Origin of the sequence: uncultured Anaerovibrio sp. (assembly GCF_947302755.1) — a bacterium.
Lineage (GTDB): Bacteria > Bacillota > Negativicutes > Selenomonadales > Selenomonadaceae > Anaerovibrio.
In genome coordinates, this window is the sequence record NZ_CAMYWM010000005.1 from 14,114 (window position 1) to 39,452 (window position 25,339).

Annotated in this window: 27 protein-coding genes; 26 read left to right on the forward strand and 1 reads right to left on the reverse strand. The window is 48.7% G+C overall.

Translation table 11 applies throughout. The features are described 5' to 3' along the window. The first annotated feature begins 19 nt into the window (after positions 1-19). From kdsA to Q0Y54_RS01275, 25 genes are all read left to right on the forward strand, one after another. On the forward strand, positions 20-844 hold the full coding sequence (kdsA, locus tag Q0Y54_RS01155) for a 3-deoxy-8-phosphooctulonate synthase (RefSeq protein ID WP_297963447.1): 825 nt from the start codon (positions 20-22) through the stop codon (positions 842-844). A gap of 25 nt (positions 845-869) precedes the next feature. Further along, on the forward strand, positions 870-1,838 hold the full coding sequence (locus tag Q0Y54_RS01160) for an SIS domain-containing protein (protein WP_297963449.1): 969 nt from the start codon (positions 870-872) through the stop codon (positions 1,836-1,838). Between the two features lie 2 nt (positions 1,839-1,840). Next, positions 1,841-2,380 (forward strand): HAD family hydrolase, encoded by a 540-nt coding sequence (locus Q0Y54_RS01165; RefSeq protein WP_297963451.1) that lies wholly within the window; start codon positions 1,841-1,843, stop codon positions 2,378-2,380. A gap of 152 nt (positions 2,381-2,532) precedes the next feature. Further along, complete coding sequence (locus Q0Y54_RS01170; protein ID WP_297963453.1) at positions 2,533-3,447, forward strand: lysophospholipid acyltransferase family protein; 915 nt, start codon at positions 2,533-2,535, stop codon at positions 3,445-3,447. Beyond that, on the forward strand, positions 3,440-3,988 hold the full coding sequence (locus Q0Y54_RS01175) for an LPS export ABC transporter periplasmic protein LptC (protein ID WP_297963455.1): 549 nt from the start codon (positions 3,440-3,442) through the stop codon (positions 3,986-3,988). Before Q0Y54_RS01170 ends, Q0Y54_RS01175 begins: the two co-directional genes overlap by 8 nt. 17 nt (positions 3,989-4,005) lie before the next feature. Continuing rightward, positions 4,006-4,701 carry an LptA/OstA family protein gene (locus tag Q0Y54_RS01180; protein WP_297963457.1) on the forward strand — a complete coding sequence of 232 codons (696 nt, stop codon included), beginning with the start codon at positions 4,006-4,008 and terminating at the stop codon, positions 4,699-4,701. Between the two features lie 13 nt (positions 4,702-4,714). Next, positions 4,715-5,434 (forward strand): LPS export ABC transporter ATP-binding protein, encoded by a 720-nt coding sequence (lptB, locus tag Q0Y54_RS01185; RefSeq protein ID WP_297963459.1) that lies wholly within the window; start codon positions 4,715-4,717, stop codon positions 5,432-5,434. Positions 5,435-5,447: 13 nt separating this feature from the next. Beyond that, a complete protein-coding gene (locus Q0Y54_RS01190; protein WP_297963461.1) occupies positions 5,448-6,539 on the forward strand; it encodes an LptF/LptG family permease in 1,092 nt (363 codons plus the stop codon). Between the two features lie 22 nt (positions 6,540-6,561). Further along, positions 6,562-7,791 carry a DUF3084 domain-containing protein gene (locus tag Q0Y54_RS01195; protein ID WP_297963463.1) on the forward strand — a complete coding sequence of 410 codons (1,230 nt, stop codon included), beginning with the start codon at positions 6,562-6,564 and terminating at the stop codon, positions 7,789-7,791. A gap of 98 nt (positions 7,792-7,889) precedes the next feature. Next, on the forward strand, positions 7,890-8,309 hold the full coding sequence (locus Q0Y54_RS01200; protein WP_297963465.1) for a pre-16S rRNA-processing nuclease YqgF: 420 nt from the start codon (positions 7,890-7,892) through the stop codon (positions 8,307-8,309). Positions 8,310-8,334: 25 nt separating this feature from the next. Next, a complete protein-coding gene (locus Q0Y54_RS01205) occupies positions 8,335-8,793 on the forward strand; it encodes a deaminase (RefSeq protein WP_297963467.1) in 459 nt (152 codons plus the stop codon). Positions 8,794-9,106: 313 nt separating this feature from the next. After that, complete coding sequence (locus Q0Y54_RS01210; RefSeq protein WP_297963469.1) at positions 9,107-10,144, forward strand: glycosyltransferase family 4 protein; 1,038 nt, start codon at positions 9,107-9,109, stop codon at positions 10,142-10,144. A gap of 44 nt (positions 10,145-10,188) precedes the next feature. Further along, positions 10,189-11,352: a non-hydrolyzing UDP-N-acetylglucosamine 2-epimerase gene (gene wecB / locus Q0Y54_RS01215; protein ID WP_297963471.1), complete on the forward strand. Its 1,164-nt coding sequence runs from the start codon at positions 10,189-10,191 to the stop codon at positions 11,350-11,352. Positions 11,353-11,946: 594 nt separating this feature from the next. Continuing rightward, on the forward strand, positions 11,947-12,201 hold the full coding sequence (locus Q0Y54_RS01220; RefSeq protein ID WP_297963473.1) for an AtpZ/AtpI family protein: 255 nt from the start codon (positions 11,947-11,949) through the stop codon (positions 12,199-12,201). Between the two features lie 150 nt (positions 12,202-12,351). Continuing rightward, positions 12,352-12,729 carry a hypothetical protein gene (locus Q0Y54_RS01225; protein WP_297963475.1) on the forward strand — a complete coding sequence of 126 codons (378 nt, stop codon included), beginning with the start codon at positions 12,352-12,354 and terminating at the stop codon, positions 12,727-12,729. A gap of 67 nt (positions 12,730-12,796) precedes the next feature. Beyond that, positions 12,797-13,465 carry a F0F1 ATP synthase subunit A gene (gene atpB, locus Q0Y54_RS01230; RefSeq protein WP_027397630.1) on the forward strand — a complete coding sequence of 223 codons (669 nt, stop codon included), beginning with the start codon at positions 12,797-12,799 and terminating at the stop codon, positions 13,463-13,465. Between the two features lie 167 nt (positions 13,466-13,632). Continuing rightward, positions 13,633-13,884 carry a F0F1 ATP synthase subunit C gene (atpE, locus tag Q0Y54_RS01235; RefSeq protein ID WP_027397629.1) on the forward strand — a complete coding sequence of 84 codons (252 nt, stop codon included), beginning with the start codon at positions 13,633-13,635 and terminating at the stop codon, positions 13,882-13,884. A 43-nt stretch (positions 13,885-13,927) separates the two neighbouring features. Then, positions 13,928-14,431 (forward strand): F0F1 ATP synthase subunit B, encoded by a 504-nt coding sequence (atpF, locus tag Q0Y54_RS01240; protein ID WP_027397628.1) that lies wholly within the window; start codon positions 13,928-13,930, stop codon positions 14,429-14,431. Then, complete coding sequence (gene atpH / locus Q0Y54_RS01245; protein WP_297963478.1) at positions 14,425-14,967, forward strand: ATP synthase F1 subunit delta; 543 nt, start codon at positions 14,425-14,427, stop codon at positions 14,965-14,967. Before atpF ends, atpH begins: the two co-directional genes overlap by 7 nt. A gap of 22 nt (positions 14,968-14,989) precedes the next feature. Next, positions 14,990-16,507, forward strand: coding sequence for a F0F1 ATP synthase subunit alpha (gene atpA, locus Q0Y54_RS01250; RefSeq protein ID WP_297963480.1), 1,518 nt, complete (start codon positions 14,990-14,992; stop codon positions 16,505-16,507). A 19-nt stretch (positions 16,508-16,526) separates the two neighbouring features. After that, positions 16,527-17,384, forward strand: coding sequence for an ATP synthase F1 subunit gamma (gene atpG / locus Q0Y54_RS01255; RefSeq protein WP_297963482.1), 858 nt, complete (start codon positions 16,527-16,529; stop codon positions 17,382-17,384). Between the two features lie 12 nt (positions 17,385-17,396). Then, positions 17,397-18,809 (forward strand): F0F1 ATP synthase subunit beta, encoded by a 1,413-nt coding sequence (gene atpD, locus Q0Y54_RS01260; protein WP_297963484.1) that lies wholly within the window; start codon positions 17,397-17,399, stop codon positions 18,807-18,809. A gap of 3 nt (positions 18,810-18,812) precedes the next feature. Further along, the gene (gene atpC, locus Q0Y54_RS01265; protein WP_297963486.1) at positions 18,813-19,241 is read left to right on the forward strand and encodes an ATP synthase F1 subunit epsilon; all 429 of its coding nucleotides are present in this window, start codon (positions 18,813-18,815) and stop codon (positions 19,239-19,241) included. Between the two features lie 201 nt (positions 19,242-19,442). Next, the gene (locus tag Q0Y54_RS01270) at positions 19,443-21,008 is read left to right on the forward strand and encodes a condensation domain-containing protein (protein ID WP_297963488.1); all 1,566 of its coding nucleotides are present in this window, start codon (positions 19,443-19,445) and stop codon (positions 21,006-21,008) included. After that, positions 21,005-22,765 (forward strand): MATE family efflux transporter, encoded by a 1,761-nt coding sequence (locus tag Q0Y54_RS01275; RefSeq protein WP_297963490.1) that lies wholly within the window; start codon positions 21,005-21,007, stop codon positions 22,763-22,765. The genes Q0Y54_RS01270 and Q0Y54_RS01275 overlap by 4 nt, the downstream gene beginning before the upstream one ends. Before the next feature lie 53 nt (positions 22,766-22,818). Here the strand turns inward: Q0Y54_RS01275 and Q0Y54_RS01280 are convergent, their stop codons facing one another. Then, positions 22,819-23,157 (reverse strand): hypothetical protein, encoded by a 339-nt coding sequence (locus Q0Y54_RS01280; RefSeq protein WP_297963492.1) that lies wholly within the window; start codon positions 23,155-23,157, stop codon positions 22,819-22,821. A gap of 254 nt (positions 23,158-23,411) precedes the next feature. Between Q0Y54_RS01280 and Q0Y54_RS01285 the strand changes: the two genes are divergently transcribed. Further along, positions 23,412-25,328, forward strand: coding sequence for a sigma-54-dependent Fis family transcriptional regulator (locus Q0Y54_RS01285; RefSeq protein WP_297963494.1), 1,917 nt, complete (start codon positions 23,412-23,414; stop codon positions 25,326-25,328). Positions 25,329-25,339 lie beyond the last annotated feature (11 nt).

Here is a 25,339-nt window from a genome sequence, read left to right on the forward strand (position 1 = left end):
AAGAAGGGTGGTACGCATTATGAATACTGTTCAGGTGGGTAATTTTGAAATCGGCAATGGCAAGCCGCTGGCACTGCTGGCTGGTCCATGCGTCCTGGAGGAAATGGACCGTTGTCTGCTGATTGGCCGCACGATTAAGGAAATATGCGGCAGGCTGGGCATACCATATATTTTCAAAGCGTCCTTTGATAAGGCCAACCGTTCTTCCTTTAACGGATTTCGTGGCCCTGGTCTGAAGAAGGGACTGGAAATGCTGCAGCACATCAAGGATGAGCTGCAGGTACCAATTGTTACCGATGTTCACACCGAGGAGCAGGTGAAGCCTGTGGCCAAGGTGGCTGATATTGTCCAAATTCCGGCCTTTCTGTGCCGTCAGACGGATCTGTTGTATGCAGCGGCCAAAAGCGGTGCCGTGGTAAATGTCAAGAAGGGGCAGTTTATGGCACCGGCGGATATGCGTAATGTGGTGGATAAGCTCCATGAGGGGGGCTGCTCCCAGATTATGCTTACCGAGCGGGGAGCAACCTTTGGCTATAATAATCTGGTGGTGGATATGCGGGCCTTCCCGATAATGCGTTCCTTTGGTTATCCGGTGGTATTTGACGGAACCCACAGCGTTCAGCTGCCTGGTGGAGCCGGTACATGTTCCGCAGGCAACCGGGAATATGTTCCAAATCTGGTCCGGGCCGCAGTAGGAGCCGGTGTGGACGCCCTCTTTATGGAGGTGCATGATAATCCTGAGGAAGCCTTGTGCGATGGACCTAACATGATTTATCTGGATAAGCTGGAGGATCTGTTGAAGGATGCCATTGCCATTCATGATATTGTGAGAAAACAGTTGTGATTTGTGTTGTGAGGCATACAGTATAATGATTAAAGATTCTGCAATAGAAACGCTGCGAATAGAAGCGGACTCAGTGATGAAGCTGATTGAACATGTGGATGAGGAATTTGTCCGGGCCGTTCAGTGCATTTTGGAATGTAAGGCCCGGGTTATCGTTACCGGTATGGGCAAGTCCGGCCATGTGGGCCGCAAGATTGCCGCCAGTCTGGCCAGCACCGGAACACCGTCCTTCTTCATGCATCCCGCCGAGGCCTTTCATGGTGATTTGGGTATGGTAACGGCGGCTGATGTGGTCATAGCCATATCCAACAGCGGTGAAAGCACTGAGGTAGTAAATATTCTGCCGGTGGTTAAGCGCATCGGAGCGAAAATTATCGCCATGTCCGGCCGCCGGGATTCGGCGTTGGGACGCAATGCTGATTTCTTTATTGATGTGAGTGTGGAAAAGGAGGCCTGCCCTTTGGGATTGGCTCCTACCGCCAGTACGACAGCCACCTTGGCCATGGGGGATGCCATTACCGTGGCCTTGCTGGAAGCCAGGAATTTTACCCGTCAGGATTTTGCCCTGTTTCACCCCGGTGGCTCCTTGGGCCGCCGCCTGCTGCTGACTGTGGAAAATGTTATGCATAGCGGGGAGGACAATCCGATTATTCACTATAGCGCCACCGCCAAGGAAGCCCTCTTTATGATGACGGACAAGGGACTGGGAGCCACCTCCGTGGTGGACGATGACGGGAATTTTATTGGCCTGGTGACCGATGGCGATATTCGCCGCTGTCTGGCCAAGGGCAGCCAGTTCCTGGACGAGCCGGTGGAGGAGCTGATGACCAGAACTCCACAGACCATTACCCAGGAGAAGCTGGCGGCCTCGGCATTGAGTATTATGGAAAAGCACAAGCCACGGCCTATTACCGTATTGCCGGTGGTTAGTGCCGATAATAAGCCGGTGGGGATTGTGCATTTGACAGATCTTTTGCGTCAAGGAGTTGTATGATTATGAAAGCTGCTAATGGGGCATCGGATATTGCCAAGAAAATTAAGCTGATTATTTTTGATGTGGATGGTACCCTGACGGATGGACGGATTTATATGGGGCCGGAGGGGGAGGCCATGAAGGCCTTTTCGGCCAGGGATGGTATGGGAATAGCCATGGCCCATAAGGCAGGGCTGAAAAGTGCGGTCATCACCGGCCGCAGCTCCCGGATCATGACCAGGCGGGCCAAGGAGCTGAAGATAGATGCCCTTTATCAGGGCTTTATTGATAAGCGGGGGGCCTACGAGGAGCTTAAGCTGAAGTACTCCCTGGCGGATGAGGAAATTGCCTATGTGGGGGATGACTTAAATGATATTCCCCTTATAATCCAGGCCGGCCTGGGCTGCTGTGTGGGGGACGGGGTACCTGAGGTCAGGGAGCTGGCCCAGGTGACAGCCGAGCTGCCGGGCGGCGGCGGAGCCGTCCGGGAAATTATTGAATTTATATTAAAGGAGCAGGGGAAGTGGTCTTCCCTTGTGGGAACCTTTACCAGGAAATCTTAGTGAATCGAATCTGAAGGATGAAGATGAACTTTAGATTTCCTGTAAGGGCTGATGAAAGCCCGTATGCTTTCATCTTGCTTACCGGTAAAAAACCAGTTGACGGTATGAGTCAATAATTATATTCTTTCTAGGGATAGGAGATTTGGATTTTTATGGTATACAAACTTCTGATGTTTCTGAGCTGGGTGTCATGCAGAACCCCATATAGCTGGCTGCTGGCCGCCGGTAAGGTCTTGGGTATCCTGTATTACAAATTAATAAAGAAACAGAGAAATCTGGCGATAAAGCAGATGAGGGAATCCTTGAAAATATCTCAGGAAGAGGCTGAGAAAATGGTTCGGGCGTCCTTTATCAATATGGGCCGGAATTTCTTTGAAGTGCTGTATATGCCTGCCCTGAACAAGGAGAATTTTAAGAAGCACATTGAAATTGACCATTTGGAGCGTATGGAGGCTGCCCTGGCAGAGAAGCATGGGGTAGTAGTTCTCACCGGTCATGTGGGGAACTGGGAGTGGCTGTCAGCCGCCTTTACCATGAACGACATGCCGGTCAGTGCCATTGCCAAGCAGCAGCCCAATATGGATTATACCAATGCCTTAAACGATTTGCGGGCAACGATTAATGTTGAGATTTTCTCCCGGGGGACCAGTGAGCTGCTGTCGGCAGCCAAGGCCCTGAAGAAGGGGAGAATTTTGGGCTTTTTGGCCGATCAGGATGCTGGTCCTGGTGGTGCCTTTATTGAATTTTTGGGTAAAACGGCCTCTACCCCTATGGGGGCGGCGGTATTTGCCCGAAAATTCAATTCCCCAATTTTGCCAGCCTTTATACTTCGTCAGCCGGATGGCCATCACAAGGTAGTGATTGGCGAGATCCTCCGCTATGAGGATACCGGTGACAGCGACCGGGATCTGTATAATCTTACCTACAAGATGACCAAGATCCTGGAAAAAATTATTATTGAAAATCCGACTCAGTGGCTGTGGTTCCAAAAACGGTGGAACACGGCTCCTGAGCAACAGGTGCATAAGCACCATATAGTTAAAACAGAGGTAGCTGACAATGAATAAAACAGGAAAGGCCCTGGTGGGGGTTACCCTGCTCCTGCTGGCGGCTCTTATTGTATGGGCGGTAAACAGTATACCGGAACCGCCGGAGGATAGCGGCACCGGTCCGGAGCAGCGTATTGTGGATTTTGACGGCAATACCATAAGTGAGGAAAGAAATGGTAAAATTATCTGGACAGTTACTGCCGAAGATATGAAAATGGATATTGATACCAGAGATGTTTCCCTTACCAATGTTAAGGTTACATACAATTTTGACGATGGCCTGACCTTGGTGCTGAAGGCTCCACAGGCTACCTATACGGACAGTACCCATCACTTGGTGATTGTAAACGGAGTGGAGGGGGAGTCCAGCGATGGCGGCCGGTTCTCCTGCAAGGAAATGGAATGGCTTTCCGATCAGGATATGTTGGCTATGAAGGGCGACGCCAGGATAGAATATGATAAGGAGCAGCTGAAGGTGTATGGTGACCGGATCGAAAGCACCAATGGCTTTACAAAATATAAGGCCGTTGGCAATGCTCATCTGGAAAAGGGCAATTGAGAATAGGAGATAGGGCTATGAGCATAAAATTAAACATAAAAAAAGCAATTGTAATGGCCGGTATTGCTACAATGGCTGTGTCCGGTACCATTTATGCGGCTGATAATAATGAACCGGCAACCCTGGATGCCGAAGAGGTTGAATACGATATGAACACCGGATTGGCCAGTGCCAGGGGCAATGTGGTCATGACCAAGGGCGATGCCACTGTTACGGGAAATTATGCTGAGTATAACGCCAAGACCAAGGAGGGCAAGGTAAGCGGTGACGTGGTGGCCACCAAGGAGGATATGCGGGTAACGGCGGATTTGGTAACCACTGACGGGCCTGACCACATGATTGCTGTTGGGTCAGTAAATGGTACAAAGGCAGATAATCACTTTATGGGACCAAGGGTGGAATATTTCCAGGAGGATGAACACCTGCTGATTCCAAGCGGAGGAAGCATTACATCGCCGGAGGGGACCTTTACTGCTGATTTCATCCATGGCTATTTACGGGACAAGCATATTGTGGGAAATGGCAATATACACCTGGTAAGTCCTAAAAATAATATGGAGGTCGGCGGCGACCAGATGGATTATTGGGGCGAGGAAAATGGTAAGGCGGTTATTACCGGCAATGCCTGGGCTGTTCAGGACAATAATACCCTGAAAAGCAAGAAATTGACCGTGTATTTGGCTGATGACGGTAAGGCATCGGTGAAGCAGTAGGAGGTCTGCGGCATTGAATATTGAGGCCAGAAACTTAGTTAAGACATATAAAAAGCGCAATGTGGTGGATGGGATTTCCCTCAGTGTGAATAAGGGGGAAATCGTGGGCCTGCTGGGGCCCAATGGAGCCGGAAAGACCACCACCTTCTATATGATTGTGGGCCTGGAAAAGCCCACCCGTGGTGAGGTTTATTTATCTGATATCCCCATTGGGGATATGCCTATGTACAAGCGGTCCCGGCTGGGTATCAGCTACCTGGCCCAGGAGGCATCCATATTCCGCAATCTGACCGTCGAGGAAAATATCATGTCCATTTTGGAGGGCACCATAAAGGACAAGGCCACCCGGCGGAAAAAGGTTCAGGAGCTGCTGGAGGAATTCCACGTATCCCACGTCATAGATCGGTTGGGAACGGAGCTGTCCGGCGGTGAGCGGCGACGGGTGGAAATCGCCCGGTGCCTTGCCCTGGAGCCCCAGTTTATCCTGTTGGATGAGCCCTTTGCAGGAGTTGACCCCTTGGCTGTAGCTGATATTCAGGGAATTATTAAATACCTTCAGGAGCGGGGGATGGGAATTCTTATAACCGACCACAATGTCAGGGAGACCCTGCATATAGTTGATCGGGCCTATATCCTCAACAACGGTAAAATCCTCCTGGAGGGGGACAGTAATACAATAGCAAACAGTGAATTGGCCAAGCGGTTCTATCTTGGTAATGATTTTACTTTATAATAGGGGTAAGAGGATGCAGATTAGAATTTTAGATAAATACATATTTAAAGAGGTTTTTAAGACCTTTATATTTGGTATATGTGCATTTTCTGCCGTATTCATCGGTTCAGGAACATTGTTCCGTATTGCACAATATATTACGGAGTACGGTGCATCCCTGGCGTCTGTGGCCAAGATTTTCGTATTGAGCCTACCAGGGGTTATTATTTGGACCTTTCCCATGTCCATGCTGCTGTCGGGGCTGCTGACCATTGGCCGCCTGTCCGGTAACAGTGAAATCACCGCCATGAAGTCCTGCGGTATCAGCTTTTATCGGATTGCGGCTCCGGCCGTTATTTTGGGAGCCTTTGTCAGCGTGTTTGCTGTTTATTTCAGCGAATACATTGTACCCTGGTCCAATGAGGCCTACAGCTACGTTCTTAATTACGAAATAAGGGGGAATTTGGCCCCCCAGTCCCAGGAGCATATTATTATAAAGGACATAAAAAACGGTAATATTGAAAATCTTATTTATGCCCGTAAGTACGACGCCATCAGCAACAAGATGCTGGGCATCACCATGCAGTCCTTTGAAAAAGGGGTGCTGAGCCATGTGGAGAATGCCGAATACGCTGATTGGCAGAATAATCAGTGGACCATGCATCAGGGCATTATCTATGATGTATCCAGCGGGGAAGCCAGTCATACCATGCACTTTGAGACCCAGGTGCTGCCGGTCAGCGAAAGTCCAAAGGAAATTATCCGCGAACAGAAGAAGCCGGAGGAAATGTCCATGACTGAGCTGACGGCCCAGATTGAAATCATGAAAAGCCAGTATGTAAATACGGCCAAGCTGGAAACCGAGCTGTATCAGCGGATTACCATTCCGATGGCCAGCCTGATTTTCACTTTGGTGGCCGTTCCTCTGGGGATGCAGCCCAACAGAAACAGCTCCTCCCGGGGATTTGTAATAAGTATTATTATTATCTTCATTTACTACAGCCTGATGACCATGGCCGGGGCCATTGCCCAGGGCGGAACTATTCCACCGATTATTGCGGTATGGCTGCCTAATATTGTGGGACTTATTGCCGGCAGCTGGCTTATGTACAGGGCGGCAAAGTAATGGACAGTATTCAGTTTATTTTATGGAAGGAAGTGACTTCGTCGTGTATGGCCTGTTTTTAATAGTGGTTCTGGTAATCGTGGGCGGAGCCATAGCCTTCATTGGTGACAGATTGGGGTCCAGGGTAGGTAAGAAGAAGCTGACGATTTTCGGCCTTAGACCAAGGCATACCTCCATATTGGTGACTATACTTACGGGAATAAGCATTACTACCATGACCCTGGCCGTAATGGCCACTGTGTCGGAAAACGTGCGCACGGCCCTGTTTGGCATGGAGCAGCTGCGTCATAATATGGGGGAAATGGAAAACCGTCTGGCCTATGCCTCCCAGGAGTTGGAGAAGGCCAAGGGGGAGCAGGCCAAGACCGATGAAACTCTGCTGAAGACCCGCAGTGATCTGGAGCAGCTCATGGATCAGCGGCGTGAGCTGGAGCAGCGGGCTGATGAGCTGCAACGGGGCAATGATGCCCTTGAAGCCGCCAAAGCGGAGCTGATGACGGAAAACAGCAGTCTGACCCTTCTAAATCAGGATTTGGAGGAGGATAATGCCAAGCTGGCAGGTACCAATCGCCAATTGGAGGAGCGGAATGACAGTCTGACTGCCGGTATTCAAATAATGCGGGAGGGGGATATTGCTTTCCGGGCCGGTGAGGTCCTGTCCAGCGGGGTGGTACAGTGTGGCCGCACCCAGGAGGAGACCATGAAGGATCTCCGTGCGCTGACGGATATCGCCAGGGAAAATATTGCAGCCCGGCTGGGGGACAAGGCTTCGGAGCAGGAGAAGCAGATTTGGGTTTTGGAGTCCGACTATGAATATGCCTCCAAGGTTATTTCCGAAAGCAAGGTTGATATGGTGGTACGGGTTGCCTCCATTGGCAATCTGGTTCGTGGTGAGGATGTGCGGACGGTGCTGCAGCTATATCGAAACAAACGGGTATTTAATGATGGAGAGCTGATTGCTACTAAAGCCGTTCATATCAATGTGAATAAGGAAAATGAATTGAATGAGGCAATGACCGGCTTTTTGCGTAATATTAACCTGTTGGCCACCCAAAGAGGGGTGTTGGCTGATCCGATTTCCGGCAACGTGGGAACCGTCGAAGGGGAAGAAATATACGATGCCATTGATGCCCTGCGGACAGCCCGTGGCAATGCCACAATTTACGCCTATGCCAAGGGAACCTGTGACGTATTGGGTCCTTTGCGGATAAAGCTGAAAATTATTGCATCCGGTGTAGTGGGGGCTTTTTAGTATACTGACAGATGTTCAATAAGGTAGAGACTGATTGTCTTAACGCTTGGCGAAGGACAGCAGTCTCTACCTTTGATTGATATACAGGAGTATTTATTGTGAGTGGGCAGATATTAGTAAATAGTATTTTGGCGGTGGATCCCGGGCGGGATAAATGTGGGGTGGCGGCTGTGTCCGGCAATGGTGAAGTGCTGTACCGGCAGGTGACAGAAACGGCCTCATTACCCGCTATAATCCGCAATTTAAAGGGGGAATACGGGGCTGATATACTGGTAATCGGCAACGGAACTACCAGCGGGGAAGCCCAGAGGCGGATAAAGGCTGAATGTCCGGAGCTGCAGCTGGTGGAGGTGGACGAATACTTTACCACCCAGCTGGCCCGCCGGGAATATTGGCAGGCAAATCCACCCCGTGGCTGGCGGCGGCTGCTGCCCACCAGTATGCAGGTACCGCCGGAGCCGGTGGATGATTTTGTGGCGGTTATTTTAGCCAGACGATATTTGGATAGTATGCATTAGAGTAAGGACCAGAGGGGGAGAAAATATGGCTGATGCAGTAAAACGACCGGAGTGGAATGAATATTTTCTGGATATTTCCAAGGCTGTGGGGAAGCGGTCTACCTGCCTGAGACGGAAGTATGGGGCAATTATTGTGAAGGACAGGATTATTGTCAGCACCGGCTATAATGGGGCCCCCAGGGGGGAGGCCAACTGTATTGATACGGGCTTGTGCGAGCGCCAGCGCCTGGGCATTAAGCCAGGGCAGAATTACGAGCTGTGCGTGGCAGTTCATGCCGAGCAGAATGCCATTATCAACGGTGATCCGGAGAAAATGAAGGGGGCCACAGCCTATATTGTGGGCTACAATGCAGATGGTACCCTGGCCAGCGGCAAGCCATGCCTCCTGTGCCGCCGCATGCTCCGCAATGCCATGCTGGACAAGGTGATTTATCTGGAGTCAGACGGGTCAGTGGTGGAGGTAGAACCGAAGGATATCAAGTGATAAACAGATGGTCATACTTAGTGTCACGACGGTCATGAGTCTAAAGCTGTTTGTCCGATTTATATAGTGAAAAAAATCATAACTCGCTTCGCTCAAACAAATGATTTTTTTCACTAATATTAAGGTGCGGACAAAAGGGCTTCTTAACGACTCATGCCCTAAGTGTTCCACTAAGTATGACCATTTAATTTTACCTATATACCCGTTAATATCGGACGAAAGCCCCTATACTTTCATCTTGCTTATCTGGTTGACATAGTTTATTTAGTGGAGTAAAATTGGTTTGTTCTAAAGAAAGCAGGTGACCTTTTGTATGCCAAATTTTATTTGGGCATTGTTGATTGCCCTGGTGGTATCCCTTGTTATTACCCCGGTGGTTATCCTTTTTGCAGATAAAACCGGTGCCATGGATGCACCTGATGCCAGAAAAGTTCATAAAAAGCCTATTCCCCGCATCGGCGGCTTGGGCATTTATATTGCCTTTATGACAGGAGTCTTGGGTACTCTGCAGCTTGATTTGCTGCCGGAGGATGTACAGTCCGGCGTTATCGGCTTATTGGTGGGGGCAACCCTGATTGTTATTCTTGGCTTAATCGACGATTACAAAAATCTGCCGCCCAAGGTGAAGCTCCTGGGGCAGATTGTGGCAGCAGGGGTTCTGGTAGCTTTTGGCGTACAGATTGATTTCGTGGCAGATCCCTTTGGCGATTATTTTTATCTGGAATATTTTGCGGTTCCGGCCACCCTATTTTGGATTGTGGGGCTGACCAATACCGTCAATTTAATAGATGGCCTGGATGGACTGGCGGCCGGTGTAGCAACCATTGCTTCCATTACTATTCTGCTGGTGGCCATTCAGAACTCCTTTGTGCTGGTGACCATTGTTACTGCAGCCTTGGCAGGAGCCGCCATTGGCTTCCTGTGGTATAACTTTAATCCGGCAAAGATTTTTATGGGAGATACGGGCAGTATGTTCCTAGGCTTTGTATTGGCCGGAATTTCTGTAATAGGGGCAGTCAAGAGTGCAGCTACCATTGCCCTTATAGTGCCAATTTTGGCTTTGGGTGTGCCTATCATGGATACCTCCTTTGCCATTATTCGCCGTTATCGTGGCGGTGTGCCAATCTTCAAGCCTGACAAGGGCCATCTTCATCATCGCCTGCTGGACATGGGCTTTAATCAGCGTCAGGCCGTATTGCTGATGTATGTAATCAGTGCCATGCTGGGCATGAGTGCAGTGCTTCTCAATGAGGTATCCGGCGGTATTGCTGTTGCCATCGTTGTGGCAGTGCTGCTGGTGGTGTTTGTTGGTGCGAAAAAGCTGGGGATTCTCAGAATGAAGAATCCGTGATTGCCAGTAATTTATAATTAGTATATTGTATGTGGAAGGGGATTATGATGGGTAAAAAAATTAAAGTTATGACCGTGTTTGGTACCCGCCCAGAAGCAATTAAAATGGCTCCGGTAGTGTTGGAGCTGGCTAAACATCCTGAAGAAATTCAACCGGTGGTGGCGGTTACTGCCCAGCATCGTGATATGCTGGATCAGGTGTTGAATTTGTTCCATATCAGGCCGGATTATGATTTGGATATTATGGCTGCCGGTCAGACCTTATTTGATATTACCTCCCGGGCTATGATGGGCCTGGATAAGGTGTTGCAGAAGGAAAAGCCCGATATTGTGCTGGTACATGGTGATACTACCACCACCTTTGCCGGTGCACTGGCCGCCTATTATCATCAGACGGCAGTGGGCCATGTGGAGGCTGGGCTGAGAACCCACAATAAATATTCGCCATTCCCGGAGGAAATGAACCGCAGGCTTACCGGCTCCATTGCGGATATGCATTTTGCCCCTACCAATACCTCCGAGAGCAACCTTTTGGCAGAATCCATCAATAAGGAAAGCATTTTTGTTACCGGCAACACGGTTATTGATGCTCTGCATAAAACTGTCCGGGAGGATTTTGTTTTTGAGAACGATACCCTTCAGAGCATTGACTACAGAAATAAGCGGATAATTCTTGTTACCACCCACCGCCGCGAAAATCTGGGTGAACCCATGCGCAACGTATACAAGGCTCTGCGTCAGCTCACTGAGGAATTTGAGGATGTGGAGATTGTCTTCCCGGTTCATAAGAACCCGAAGGTTCGTGAGGTAGTTAAGGAAGAATTGGGGGGCCATGACAAGGTTTACCTCATTGATCCCTTGGATTACGAGCCCTTTGCCAATTTGATGCACAGGGCCTATATGATTCTCACTGACTCCGGTGGCGTTCAGGAGGAGGCCCCAGCCCTTGGCAAGCCGGTGCTGGTGCTGCGTGATACCACAGAGCGGCCTGAGGCCGTGGAGGCTGGTACCGTTAAGCTCATTGGTACTGATGAAGGGGTGGTATATGAGGAAGCCAAGAAGCTGCTGACGGATAGGCAGGAATATAACAGCATGGCTGAGGCCTGCAATCCATATGGTGACGGCCAGGCATCCCGTCGTATTGTGGAGGCTATTCTCCATAAGTATGGAAAGGGTCATGCCAAGCCAGACCGCTTTGTGGCCAAATAATTTCATGATGTTGAGGACTGCGTTATCCGTGGTCCTTTTTTTATTTGTTACAATGTGGGTCCTGTCATGGAATAGGCCATTCATTTGCTTCGCTAGTGCCACATCAATTTATTTATCGGCTTAAAGATGGTATGGACGGACTTAGTAACCGTCCGCCACATCACAGTGGCTTCGATGAGTTTATTACAGATGTGTCATTTTTGAGCTTCGCATGCTTCATGTCCTTATTCCATGCCACCCACAGTTATTGCACATAAGGACAGGGGGGCTTACTGGAGCACTTAGGTCATTAATCCCTAAGAAAGGCTTTTTGTCCGTACATCAATTTTAGTGAAAAATTTCATTTGTCTGAGGGAAGGGTGTTATGATTTTTTCACTATTTAAAGGGGACAAAAAATTAGGGCCATGACCGTCGCGACAGTAACCACCACCTGCCCCTTTACATGAGAACCATAAATAGAAATTATGAGAATATTAATATGAAATTATTTTCATAAATTTAGTAGAATTGTTTCACAAATAAAGGAAATTTGCTATAATTTCAAGTGTTGCAAATTGTACAGATATTTCAATTGGCAAAGGCAGGTGAAAACCATGAAGACGGCGAATAACCATAGTAGTGAGAATAAGGGTCGGGAAGCCGGGGGCTTGTCCCAGGCGTTGAAGGCCTTTGGCGTCCTGGGGGGCATAGGTATTTTCTTTGCAGTAGTTATAGGGATTTGTATTTTCATGGGTTCCCTTGCAGATGACCTTCTGGGATTGGCCTATGGTGGGAAGCTGGTTGGCATTATTCTGGGGGTTCCTGTGGCCTTTTATTTAACCTACAAGCAGCTTAAAGGCATAATTTAGGCTTTATTTCCTGCTTTTCATCGTATGAAAATTAGGTGAATACGCTAATTACTTATGCTATAATTATAGTTATCTTATGTTGGTTTTTTGCCGGCATAGAATAATATTATATTCAACGAAGACGGGTAATGTACTTGTCGGAGGAGGAATATGCGGGAAGTTATATCGACTAACGTCCTAAGGATGTTAAGAATACTGGGAGTGCTGACGGCCATAATGGCAGTTTATCTTCTGGTATATGGGCAGATAATTTTGCTTTGCGGGGTAGCAGCCGGTTATATTATGGGTATTGCCTGGTATGGTATTATGCTGGGACGGTTGTGGCGCAGTGCGGATATGACTGCAGCCCAGGCAAAGAGTACCATGGCAATGGGACTTATTTTGCGTCTGTTACTGCTGGGGGCTGTATTTGCCGTGGCTATCCATATGGGGATGGATCAGTTTGTGGCAGTGGTCACAGGCTTTGCCATCGTTTATCTATTGGGTATGGTCCTGTTGATACAGACCAACTACAGCAGATATCTGTAAGTGAGTCGATGTAAATTCTCATGTTGTGTCCGGCATGGTCCGGATACATTAGAAGGGGGTATAGGTTATGCATGAAATCGGTGTTCGCGAAACAGTGCAGTTTGCCGGCCTGACCTTCAATTGGGAGACACTGGTGATGACCTGGATAAGTATGGCCATTGTTTTATTAATAGCTATACTTGCCACCAGGAACCTCAAAATGGTACCAACTGGTGCCCAGAACATTGTTGAGGGACTCATCGTGTGGCTTAGGGAGCAGACGCTTACCAGTCTTGGTCCAAAGGGAGAATTCCTTTGTCCATTGATTGTGACATTGTTCCTTTTCCTGATTGTAGCCAATTGGCTTGGTCTGGTGCCTACTATGGCATCGCCGACAAATGATCTGAACACCACCTTGGGCCTGGCACTTTTCATTATCGTTATGGTACACACTTTGGGCGTATACATGAAGGGAATGCATTATATTAAGCATTTCTTCCAGCCGTTCCCAATATTTGTTATCATTAACGTTATTGAGGAAATCGCCAAGCCAATCACACTGGCCTTCCGTCTATTTGGTAACATTCTGGCAGGTGAGATTCTCATCATTATTTTGCTTATGCTGGCTAAATGGGCAATTCTCCCATCTGTAGCATGGCTGGCTTTCAGTTTGTTTATCGGCGGAGTACAGGCATTTATCTTCACCAGCCTTTCCCTGGCTTATTTGGCCAATGCAGTAAAGGACAGTGAGGAGTAGGAACGTTTTCTCGTTATTTTTACTATGAAATCTTAGCGAAGCAAATCCGAAGGATGCAGATGAGCTTTAGATTTTGTGTAAGAGCGTAGTGCAAAATATTATTTTGCACGGAGTTTATCACGACGAAAACAGAAAAAATCGTTATTTATTTTAAGGAGGATTATCTAATGGAACATTCAGTTATGGTAGCGGCAGCTATGATCGGTGTAGGTATTATTATGGGTTTGGCAGCAGTTGGTGCAGCTTTAGGTGATGCACTGGTAACCAGTAAGTTTATTGAGGGCTTGACCCGTCAGCCAGAGGCAAAGAACGCACTCTTCACTAACACCCTGATTTCCGTAGGTCTGATCGAGGCAATGTGTATTATCGCCACCGTTATTGCCCTGATTATTCTCTACGCTAATCCGCTCATCAAGTAATTAACGCTGCCGATGAGTCTATTAAGTAGAGGGGGCAATAGAATTGATTGATATTAACGCAACATTAATTGCGCAGATGCTGAACTTCTTGGTTCTTGTTGTTCTTCTCCGTATTTTTGCGTACAAGCCTATTGTTAAGATGTTAAAAGAGCGTGAGGAAAGAATCGCCGGCAGTATTAAGAAGGCTGACGACGATGCAGCAGCTGCTGAAGCTACCCTGAAGCAGTATCAGGAACAGCTGGCAGGTGCCCGTGTAAAGGCTCAGGAGATCATTGACAAGGCAGAAAAGCGCACTCGTGAAGATCATGAGGCCAGCATGCAGACAACCAAAGCTGAGATCGATCAGATGAAGCATGCTGCCCAGCAGGAGATTCAGAGGGAACGCGCTCTGGCAGTTGAAAAGCTCAAGGGACAGGTTGCTGCACTTTCCATTGCCGCAGCTGAGAAAATCGTTTCCAAGAATATTGATGCTGCTGAGAATGAAGCACTTATCAAGGAGTTTATCGACCAGCTCGATAAGGACAAGATTGGTGATTTGCCATGTTAAATATACAGCTTGCCCGTAAATACGGGGTTGCAATCTTTGAGATTGCCAAAGAGGAAAATCAGCTTGAAAAGTACGGCAAGGAGCTTGCCCAGGTAAGCCATGACCTCTTTTCCCAGGCTGATCTTAAAGGCTTCCTGACCAACCCGCAGGTACAGCCTCAAGCCAAGAAGGAACTTATTACCAAGCTTTTAAAGGGTGAGGTTTCTGACTTGATGTTCAAGTTTTTGCTGCTTCTGGTGGACAAGCGGCGCATCGTGCTGCTGGAGGCCATTAACGAGTGTTATCAGGAACTGTCCAATAAAGCACAGGGCATTGTAATCGCTGATGTAACCAGTGCCTTTGATTTAAAGTCAGAGCTTAAGGCAAGTCTTGGCCGCAAATTGGAAGAAGTGACCGGCAAAAGGGTACAGCTGCGCATGCATGAGGACAAGAAAATCATCGGCGGCGTAGTTGTAAAAATCGGTGACAGGCGCATCGATGGCAGTGTCACCGGTCGTTTGCAGGCCCTGAAGGCTGAATTAATGGCAAGTAATTGAGAAAATGGGGTGACAGCGAAGTATGAAAATGAATCCGGAAGAAATAACAGCCATTATCAAGGATCAAATCAAGAATTATAATGTTGATTTGAATGTTGATGATGTAGGCACTGTTATCGAAATCGGTGATGGTATCGCCCATGTTCACGGCCTCAGCAAGGCTATGGCAGGCGAGCTGCTGGATTTCGGTAACGATATATATGGTCTTGTTCTTAATCTGGAGCAGGACAACGTTGGTGCAGTTATTCTTGGTGGCGATACTGCCATCAAGGAGGGAGATACGGTAAAGCGTACCGGCACCATCATGCAGGTTCCTGTAGGTGAAGCCATGGTTGGCCGTGTAGTAGATGCACTGGGCCGCCCGGTAGATGGCAAGGGACCTATCAATACAACCGAATATCGTCCGGTGGAGTATAAGGCTCCTGGTATCGCTGACAGAAAGTCAGTACATGAGCCGCTCCAGACTGGTCTTAAGGCAATTGATGCCTTGGTACCAATTGGCCGTGGTCAGCGTGAGCTGATTATCGGTGACCGCGGTACCGGCAAGACGGCCATTGCCGTAGATACCATTCTGAACCAGAAGGGCCAGAACTGTACCTGCGTTTATGTGGCCATTGGTCAGAAGGCCTCCACCGTTGCCCGTGTAGTAAAAACCCTGGAGGATGCCGGGGCTATGGAATACACCATCGTAGTTGTTGCTACAGCCTCCGACAGTGCTCCGCTTCAGTATCTGGCTCCTTATTCCGGCGTTGCCATGGCCGAGTATTTCATGTACAAGGGCGGACACTGCCTCTGCGTATATGATGACCTTACCAAGCATGCTGCCGCATATCGTGCCATGTCTCTGCTGCTCCGTCGTCCACCAGGACGTGAGGCATATCCTGGCGATGTATTCTATCTGCATTCCCGTCTGCTGGAGCGCGCAGCCAAGCTTTCCGATAATTTAGGTGCCGGTTCCATTACCGCCCTGCCAATTATCGAGACCCTGGCCGGCGACGTTTCTGCATATATTCCTACCAACGTAATCTCCATCACCGATGGTCAGATAATGCTGGAAACTGATGCCTTTTATTCCGGTATCCGTCCGGCAATCAGCGTGGGTCTTTCCGTATCCCGTGTAGGCGGCAGTGCCCAGATTAAGGCTATGAAGCAGGTAGCTGGTACCATGCGTCTGGATTTGGCCCAGTATCGTGAGCTGGCAGCCTTTGCCCAGTTCGCCTCCGATTTGGATAAGGCTACAAAGGCCCAGCTGGATCGCGGTGCCCGCATGGTTGAGACCTTGAAGCAGGCCCAGTATTCTCCGCTGGCCGTAGAGGAGCAGGTGGTTGTAATCTTCTCCGCCGTTCGTGGCTTCCTGACGGATATTCCTGTGGCCAAGGTGGTTCCTTTCCAGGCCGATTTGTTGAAGTTCATGCACAATGAGCACGAGGCTGTTCTTCAGAAGATTGCGGATCAGAAAAAGCTGGATGATGCTTTGGAGACCGAGATTTCCAAGGCTATTGAGGAATTTAAGGAAACTGTAACCTATAAGATGGCATAAGGCTGCGAGGTGATTTTATTTGGCTAGTTTACAGGACATACGCCGTCGTATTAAGAGCGTAAAGAGTATACAGCAAATCACAAATGCCATGAACATGGTAGCAACCTCCCGGCTTCGTCAGGCCAAGGAGGCGGCTGTTGCCAATAAGCCTTATGCAGAAAAAATGGCTCAGGTCGTATCTGATGTTGCCGCAAATGTGACTGATTTCAGTCATCCCCTTTTGGAACATTATCCAGGGGGCAAGCGCCTCATTTTGGTAATGGCTTCTGATAAGGGCCTTGCTGGAGCCTATTCCAGTAATGCCATTAAAGAGGCTGTGGCCCAGGTGGCGGATAAGGGCAATACCCAGCTTATAACTGTAGGCCGTAAAGCGAGGGATTATTTTTCCAACCGTAGCTATGATGTTTCCGGCGAGTACATTGGTATCAGCGAACGCCCTAAGTTTGAAAATGCCAAGGAGATAGCTGAGGACATTATTGAGCGTTTTAAGTCCGGGGAAATTGAAGAGGTGTTCATGGTATATACCAGGTTCGTTTCGGCAATTAACTGTGTACCTGAAACCGTTAAGCTGCTGCCCTTCGGCAATCTTGCCGCGGAGGAGGGCGAAAAGAAAATTCGTACAGAATACATCTATGAGCCAAATGCAGCGGAGGTGCTGGGGTATCTGCTGCCGCAGTACTTAGTTACCACTATTTATGCGGCACTGCTTCAGGCTTCGGCCAGCGAGCTCAGTTCCCGTATGAATGCCATGAGTAATGCTACGGATAATGCTCAGGAGCTTATCGCAAAACTTGATTTGCACTATAATAAAGTTCGTCAGGCCGGCATAACCCGCGAGATCACAGAGATCGTGGGCGGTGCTGAGGCACTTAAATAAGGGGGTTTACCATTGGCAAAAGGTAAAGTCGTACAGGTAATCGGACCTGTCGTAGATATTGAATTTCCTGCAGGTGAACTGCCGGAGATTCTTAATGCAATTACAATCCAGGGTAAAGCCGGCGACGTGGAAATAGATCTGGTAGTAGAGGTTATGCAGCATTTGGGTGACAGCGTTACCCGGTGTATCGCCATGAGCTCTACCGATGGTCTTACCCGTGGCATGGAAGCTGTAGATACCGGGGCGCCTATTAAGGTTCCGGTGGGCGACGCTTGCCTTGGCCGTGTATTTAACGTTTTGGGTCAGACGGTTGACAACAATCCGAAACCGGTTGGCAACAAGGAGTTCTGGCCAATTCATCGTCCGGCTCCTAAATTTGATGAGCAGGAAACTGCAACCCAGATTTTGGAGACTGGTATCAAGGTCGTTGACCTTATTGCTCCATATTCCCGCGGTGGTAAAATCGGCTTGTTCGGTGGTGCCGGCGTAGGCAAGACAGTTCTTATCATGGAGCTTATTCATAACATCGCTACCCAGCACGGTGGTTATTCCGTATTTGCCGGTGTAGGTGAGCGTACCCGTGAGGGTAATGACCTGTGGTCTGAGATGACTGAGTCCGGCGTTATTGACAAGACTGCTCTGGTATACGGCCAGATGAATGAGCCGCCTGGAGCCCGTATGCGTGTAGGTCTAACCGGACTTACCATGGCGGAGTATTTCCGTGATGTTCAGGGTCAGGACGTGCTTCTCTTTATTGATAACATTTTCCGTTTCATTCAGGCCGGTTCTGAGGTATCCGCCCTGCTGGGCCGTATGCCATCAGCAGTAGGCTATCAGCCAACCCTGACTACGGATATCGGTGCCCTGCAGGAGCGTATTACCTCCACCAACAAGGGCTCCATTACTTCTGTACAGGCTGTATATGTACCAGCCGATGACTTGACAGACCCTGCACCAGCCGGTACCTTTACCCATCTGGATGCAACCACAGTTCTGTCCCGTCAGATTGCTGAGCTGGGTATTTATCCAGCCGTGGACCCACTGGATTCCACTTCCCGTATTTTGGATCCAAATGTTATTGGCTCCGAGCATTACGAGGTGGCCCGTGGCGTTCAGGCAGTTCTCCAGAAGTACAAGGAATTGCAGGATATTATCGCAATTCTGGGTATGGAAGAGCTTTCCGATGATGATAAGCTGACAGTAGCCCGTGCCCGTAAGATTCAGAGATTCCTGTCCCAGCCATTTGCTGTAGCAGAGATCTTTACCGGTACACCTGGCAAGTACGTTCCCCTTCGTGACACCATCCGTGGCTTCAAGGAGATCCTGGAGGGTAAATACGATGAATTGCCGGAGGCTGCTTTCTATATGGTAGGCGGTATCGAAGAGGTTCTGGAGAAGGCAGAGAAGATGAAAAAGGAGGGATAATCCATGGCTACAATAAAGCTAGAGATTGTATCTCCGGATAAGGTGGTTTATTCTGCCGATATTGATATGCTGATTGTCCGTTCCACTGATGGTGAGCTGGGTATTTTGCCCCACCATGCTCCATTGGTAACCGGTCTGGTGCCCCATGCCATGCGGGTAAAGCTGGAAGGTACCGAGAAGCTGGTGGCAGTAGGCGGTGGCTTTATGGAGGTTCAGCCGGAAAAAATTTCCGTGTTGGCGTCTGTGGCAGAGCTGCCAGAGGAAATTGATGAAGCCCGTGCCCGTAAGTCCATGGAGCGTGCCAAGCAGCGTATCCATGATTATAAGGCGGGAGGCGAGGCCAGAGGGGATATTAATCTCCTGCGGGCTGAGGCATCCCTCCAGCGTGCATTGGCACGGCTTAAGGCTCTTGGAACCAAGGGCGAGGCATAAAATGATAATACAGTTGGACTGGTCTTCTGACCAGTCCTTTTTTATGGGTGTGTTCAAAAAATTATAGCCGTCCTAATCTAAATTCTCCCCTGCCCATCTATGGCAGTATCGTAAAATATGGTATAAAGAAACAATATATTTTTGTGCTATGAGGTGAAGCTGTATGGAACTCACTGTTGATATAATCAGGAAGTAGGCAGATTGCAGAATAATTGTTATGAAGCTGGGGGGCGGCTGGATGCCAATACGGTCAGCTGCTTAAATGAACGGATGGACAGCTTGTCGACGGATTTTGATGAGCTGCATTTTAATTTGTCCAAGCTGAATTATTTGTCATCAGCGGGCCTGCGTATGGTGCTGGCCGCCCACAAGTGGGCTGATAAGGAAAATATCAAATTTAAGGTGGTCAATCCCAATGCTGATGTCAGCGATGTCTTTGAAATGACCGGCTTTAACCGTTTCGTTGATATTATCCATACTGAAGAGGACAGTGAGGATGGCACCATGTCCGACAGTATGGAGGATTTTTACCCGCTGCGGCCAATCCAGCGGTGGATGCTGGATACTCATTTGCAGAAGGCCAAATCCACCATGATGAATGCCGGAGGTCTGGCTAGATTGGATGATTCCATTGACATGGAGCGATTGGCGGATGCCCTTAATGGTACCCTGGCGGCCCATGACATTTTTCGGTGCCGGTTATTGTTTCACCCGGAAACCGGGGATTTGTGCCAACGGTTTGACGGCAGCCTGTCCAAGGTGCGGCTTGAGACCATGTCCGAGGAGGAATTTCAGCGGCGCAAGCAGGAGCTGAAAAAGCCATATCAGATTATTGACAGGCCCCTGTTTCGCATTTATTTAATGATTACTCCATCGGGAAAATATCTTTACACTGATTTTTACCATGTGATCATGGATGGTGTGGCGGTGTCCATGCTGTTCTTCCGGGAGGTGGATCTCCGCTATAGGGGAAAACCGGTTAAGCAGGAGGCCTATAGCTATGCGGAGTATGTTCGTCAGGAGGCGGATAAAGCCAAGGATGAGGCGGGAATAGCCTACTGGCGCACTATGCTGAAGGATTTTGCGGAGGAAAAGCACCTGCCACCAATTGACAAATCAGATGGAAACTGGAAGTTCGATGCCCATTTGGCAACTTTACAAAATATCAGCAAGGATTTTTTCCGGGAAAGCGGGTATGCTGAACAAACCTTTTTAATGGCCGGGGTAATGCTGGCCATGGCCAAGTCGGCGGGCAGCAGGGAAACTATTATGAGCTATGTGCATAATGGCCGTGCCAACCGAATGGAAATGCGACTTATGGGCCTGATGCTTATCCAAATACCCGTCCGTTATGACTATAATCGGGATATGACCGTAGATGAGTATATCCATGATTTGGACGCCAAGCTGACTGAGGGCTTCCAATATCGGGACAGCTTAGGGACAGTCTATAGCGAGGGGCTGGAGGATGATTGCGCCAGCTTTATTTTGCAAAAGGGGAATATCATGGGCAATGCCAGCGGAGAGATTTCATTGTTCGGTACTAAGGCCGTTATTCAGGATCTGCCGCAAAATAAGGCATCTGCTGTAGAGAATTCTCTGGATATTCATGTTATTATCGAGGATGATGACAGCTATCGCCTGAAGCTGGAATACGACGCCAGCCGCTATTCTGAGGAGGCTATGGGCAGATTTGCCCAGCTGGTGGATGACATGATGAAGGGCCTGCAGCAAAAGGATAAATCCGTATTGGAGCTGCTGGCATGAGCTTTTTGTCTGCTTTTCGTCAAAAAACGGTTATATCCAGCCGATTTCGTTCCGTGTTTGTCTCGGCCATGATATCCATGACTCTGTCCTACATTCTTATGCTTACGGACAATGTGGTGGCTGGTCAATTTATTGGCGACGAGGCTGTGGCGGCCATGTCCCTGATTTTCCCCTTGGTCACCACCCTGTTTTTTATCAGCTATCTTATAGCTGACGGATTAGGTATGATGGCAGCCTACGCCCAGGGCCGGGAGGACCGTCAGGAGGTTAATCGCCTGTTCAGCCAGGGTATAATTCTGTCTCTGGGCCTGGGTATTGTGCTGGTGGGGCTTTTGCATATATTTCAGGATAGCTTGCTGTCCTATTGGCAGATCTCACCGGAATATATGGCCCATGCCCGGGGATATTATGATGGGTTGAAATGGCTGCCGCCCATTGTATTTTTCAATATATTTGTGTATACCTTTCTCATACAGGAGGGGGAGGAGCAGATTTGCCTAAGGGCCTCTGCCATTGCCTTTGTGTCCAATGTGGTGTTGGATATTCTGCTGTGCCAGATATTTGGTACAATGGGTATCGGCCTGGCTACGGTGCTGGGTACCGGCATATCATGTTTGGTGCAATGCTTTTTCCTGTTTTCCCCCAAAAGCAGGCTGGCTTTTCACTGGTGCCTTAATATCAGGCAGATATGCCGAGGGGTGTATCTTAGTTTTTATCATTCCGTGGACACTCTTTTCCTGTCCCTGCTGCCGGTGGTATTGTCCTCCTATGTTATTGCCCGCTGGGGGGAGAACCATATTATCGTGGTAACGATTATTACCAATATATTGGTGTTGGCCCTGGCCCTGTATACCGGTGTGGTGGATTGCCTGCAGCCTATGGTGTGTCAATACCATTCTGAGGGGAGCTTTGGCAGTATTCAAAAGACCATGGATTTGGGGATAGCGCATACGGTGGGCATAAGCCTGGCTGTAGCCTTGGGGGCCGGTGTTTTTGGGGAGCTTATACCCCTGCTCTTTGGGGTGGAGGATGGCCCCTTGCTTCAGGAGGCGGCGGCCTGTCTGAGAATTTTTTTGTTATTTCTGGTATTTTTGGGCACCACCCTCATATACAGCAATTATTATATTTACATTGAGCAGCGCAATTATGGCCTGCTGGTTAAAACCATGCTGCTTATCCTTTGTCCCGTATTGGGAATGGTTGCAGGAGCCCGCGCCGGTATGGAAGGACTGTGGCTGGGGGTAGGAGCCGGCTATGCCTTGGCGTTTATCCTTAATGCGTTGGTGGTCAGGCTGTGGTACAGCACCGATAATTTTCTCCTGATCACCCGGGAAATGATGGAGGGCCAGTGCTCCTATGATGTAGATTCCGTCAAGGGGGAGATCATGGATTTATCCCACCACATTGGAGAATATTTAAGGAAGTGGGAGCTGACATCAGAGCAGCTGCTAAACCTCAGACTGCTGGTGGAGGAAATCGGTATGCATGCTGTGGAACGGTGCCAGGGGAAGCCCTTTCACATGGAATTCTCCTTTATGCTGAAGCCGGGGAAGCGTAAATCCGTAAAGGTTATTGTGCGGGATAATGGCAGCCCATATGATATATTAATGGCAGTCAATGGGGGAAAATATACACTGCGGGAATATTTTATTGAGTCAATTACCAATAATTTTCCGGAACGCCATTATTTGTCGGCGGGGGATGAAAATAAGCTGGTTTTGGAAGTGAGTCAGCCTATGCCTATTGGGGATATTTAGCAACAAAAAAACAGGAGCTGAAGGGCTCCTGTTTTCATTTTTGTCAATGGGAATTATGCAAAGTATTGCATATATACACTTAGTCCCAACAGTACGATGGAAGAGAAAAGGGTTCCCATGCTGACCCAGATGAGTATTCTGTGGACCTGGTCAGTGAAGCTGCCATGACGATTAATGTATGTCAATACCATACCGATTGTCAGGCAGGTATACATGGCCACACCAAGCTGATCCAGGGTCTGCCAGCCCAAGGCCATGATAAACACGGTTAGGGCAATCATGATAAGCAGCAGCATATCCCTGGAGGCCTTTGGTTTCATATTTGATTTTTCCTTATCAATGCCAATGGCGGCAGCATTTTTCTTTTGGATTTTCTTATATTGAGTAGACATTTATAAACCACCAATCTATAAAATTTTGCACATCTACGTACAGATATAGAGATTATATCATAATCCCAGCTCTTTAAAAAGGAACAAGAAAAAATATTACATTATATAGGGTAAAATGTGGTATCAACTGTAACTTTTAGGCCAGAAAATTTGCAGAGAAAAATCACTGATGTTACAATTAGAGTATATGCAAAGCTATAGAAACATTTATTTTTTAAATAGCAAAATAAAATAGATGGGAGCGTGAAGGTTTTATGATCAGAGAACGTCGAAGCAGGGAAAAGCTTGAAGCATATTATCATAGATTTATAGATACCGGGGAAATAGACCCCAATGTTCACCCCTGGGTAGCCAAATCCTGGGAGAAAAGTGCCAACCTGCAGGTTCCATCGGATAAGATGTCCACGGAGAACCGCTTGTCAGCCTCTGAATTGAAGGAGCTCCAGCAGCTCCATGAACCGGCGATTAAATATCTGGAAAACATCAGTGGCAATGTCCGTGAATTTTTTCAGAAATATAATATCAGCCTGCTTATTTTGGATGCCAACTGCAGGGTATTAAAAAGCTATTCCATGCCCTTTTATCAGATGACTCCCGGTGAGATAGAGGGGGTTCGGGTTGGCATGGAGGAGGTGGGAACCTCCAGTATCAGCATTGCCTATGAGCATCGGGCACCCTTCTGGCTCTTTGGTCCGGAAATGTGGGCAGAGGAATGCCAGCAAAGTGATGCCTGCTCAGCACCTATTATTGTGGATAACGAGCTGCAATATGTCATTTCCCTGGTGGCGGTGGAGCAGACTGATATGCCCCAGGATGCGATTATTGCCATGCTACTGACCATAAAGGAGTCCCTGGAGGTTTACCTTCATCAGTTTACCCGCATTAAGGCCCAGGAGGCCATTTTGGATGCCACGCCCTTTGCGGTATACCATGTTATGGCCGGGGATGAGGTGGCCTATGCCAATAAACTGGGCATGAGCCGCCTGATGGGAATTGGGGCCAAGCCACAGGATAACAATGAGGTTAAGACCAATCTCAATGAGGTGATAATGAATTATCGCCATACCCCTATTTACCGGGGCTTCAAGGGGGTACCCTCTTACAACAAGGAGGTTACCTGGATTACCCAGGCCAAGACCTACGAGGATATTACCACAGTAGTTCCCCTGGATTATAACGGGGACGAGACGGTACACAGCGTGGTGGCCGTATCCATGCCCATTGAGGATTTGCGGACTCTGGTGGCCCATGCAGCCGGCTTTACGGCCAAATATAGCCTGAGCTCCTTGGTAAGCGGCGGCACTAACTTTAGCTCCATTAAGGACAAGGCACTGCGCGTTGCCAGAAATAAGCATCATATGCTGATTCAGGGGGAAGCCGGTACGGGAAAACAGCGGATGGCCCACGGTATTCATCAGGCCAGTCCACGGGCGGCGGGGCCGCTTATTACCATTCATTGTGGTGATACTACCCCGGAAATTTTGGAGCAGGAGATATTTGGCGTGGCCCTTAATGCGGATATCAGTCATCCGGGGAAGCTGGAGCTGGCCTCCGGCGGCACGCTGTTCATTGATGAAATAGAGAAAATGCCCAAAAATATTGCCGTGGAGCTGGCGGCGGCCCTTAATACCAGTCAGTCCAACCGGGTAGGGGAGGACGTGGAACGGTCCATAGACGTGCGGATTGTGGGGGCCTGTGACAGTGATTTGAAACGGCTTACGGAAAGAGGCTTGTTTGCAAGGGAATTATATGATATTATTTCGAGAAGTGTAATTCGTATACCGTCCCTGCGCAATCGGCGGGAGGATATACGGGATTTGGCCGTTCATATTGTCAATGAGCTGGCCAGTCAGCACCAGATGCCACAGAAAACCATTTCGGACGAAACGGTCAAGCTCCTTACCAATTATGATTGGCCGGGGAATATAAAGCAGCTTCAGGGGGTCCTGGAGGTGGCCTTCTTTAAAACTGCCGATGGGGTTATCCGCCCGGAGGATATAAATCTGATGGGAGATGTGAAGCCGGACAACAAGTGGAAGGAAGATAAGGATATTTTTGTGAAGGCCTGGAAGGCGGCGGGAGGCAATGTGTCCCGTATGGCAAATCTCCTTCACGTAAGCCGTGTTACCCTGTACCGCTATCTAAAAAAGTATGGCTTTGAGAAAAAGTAAAATGTTATATA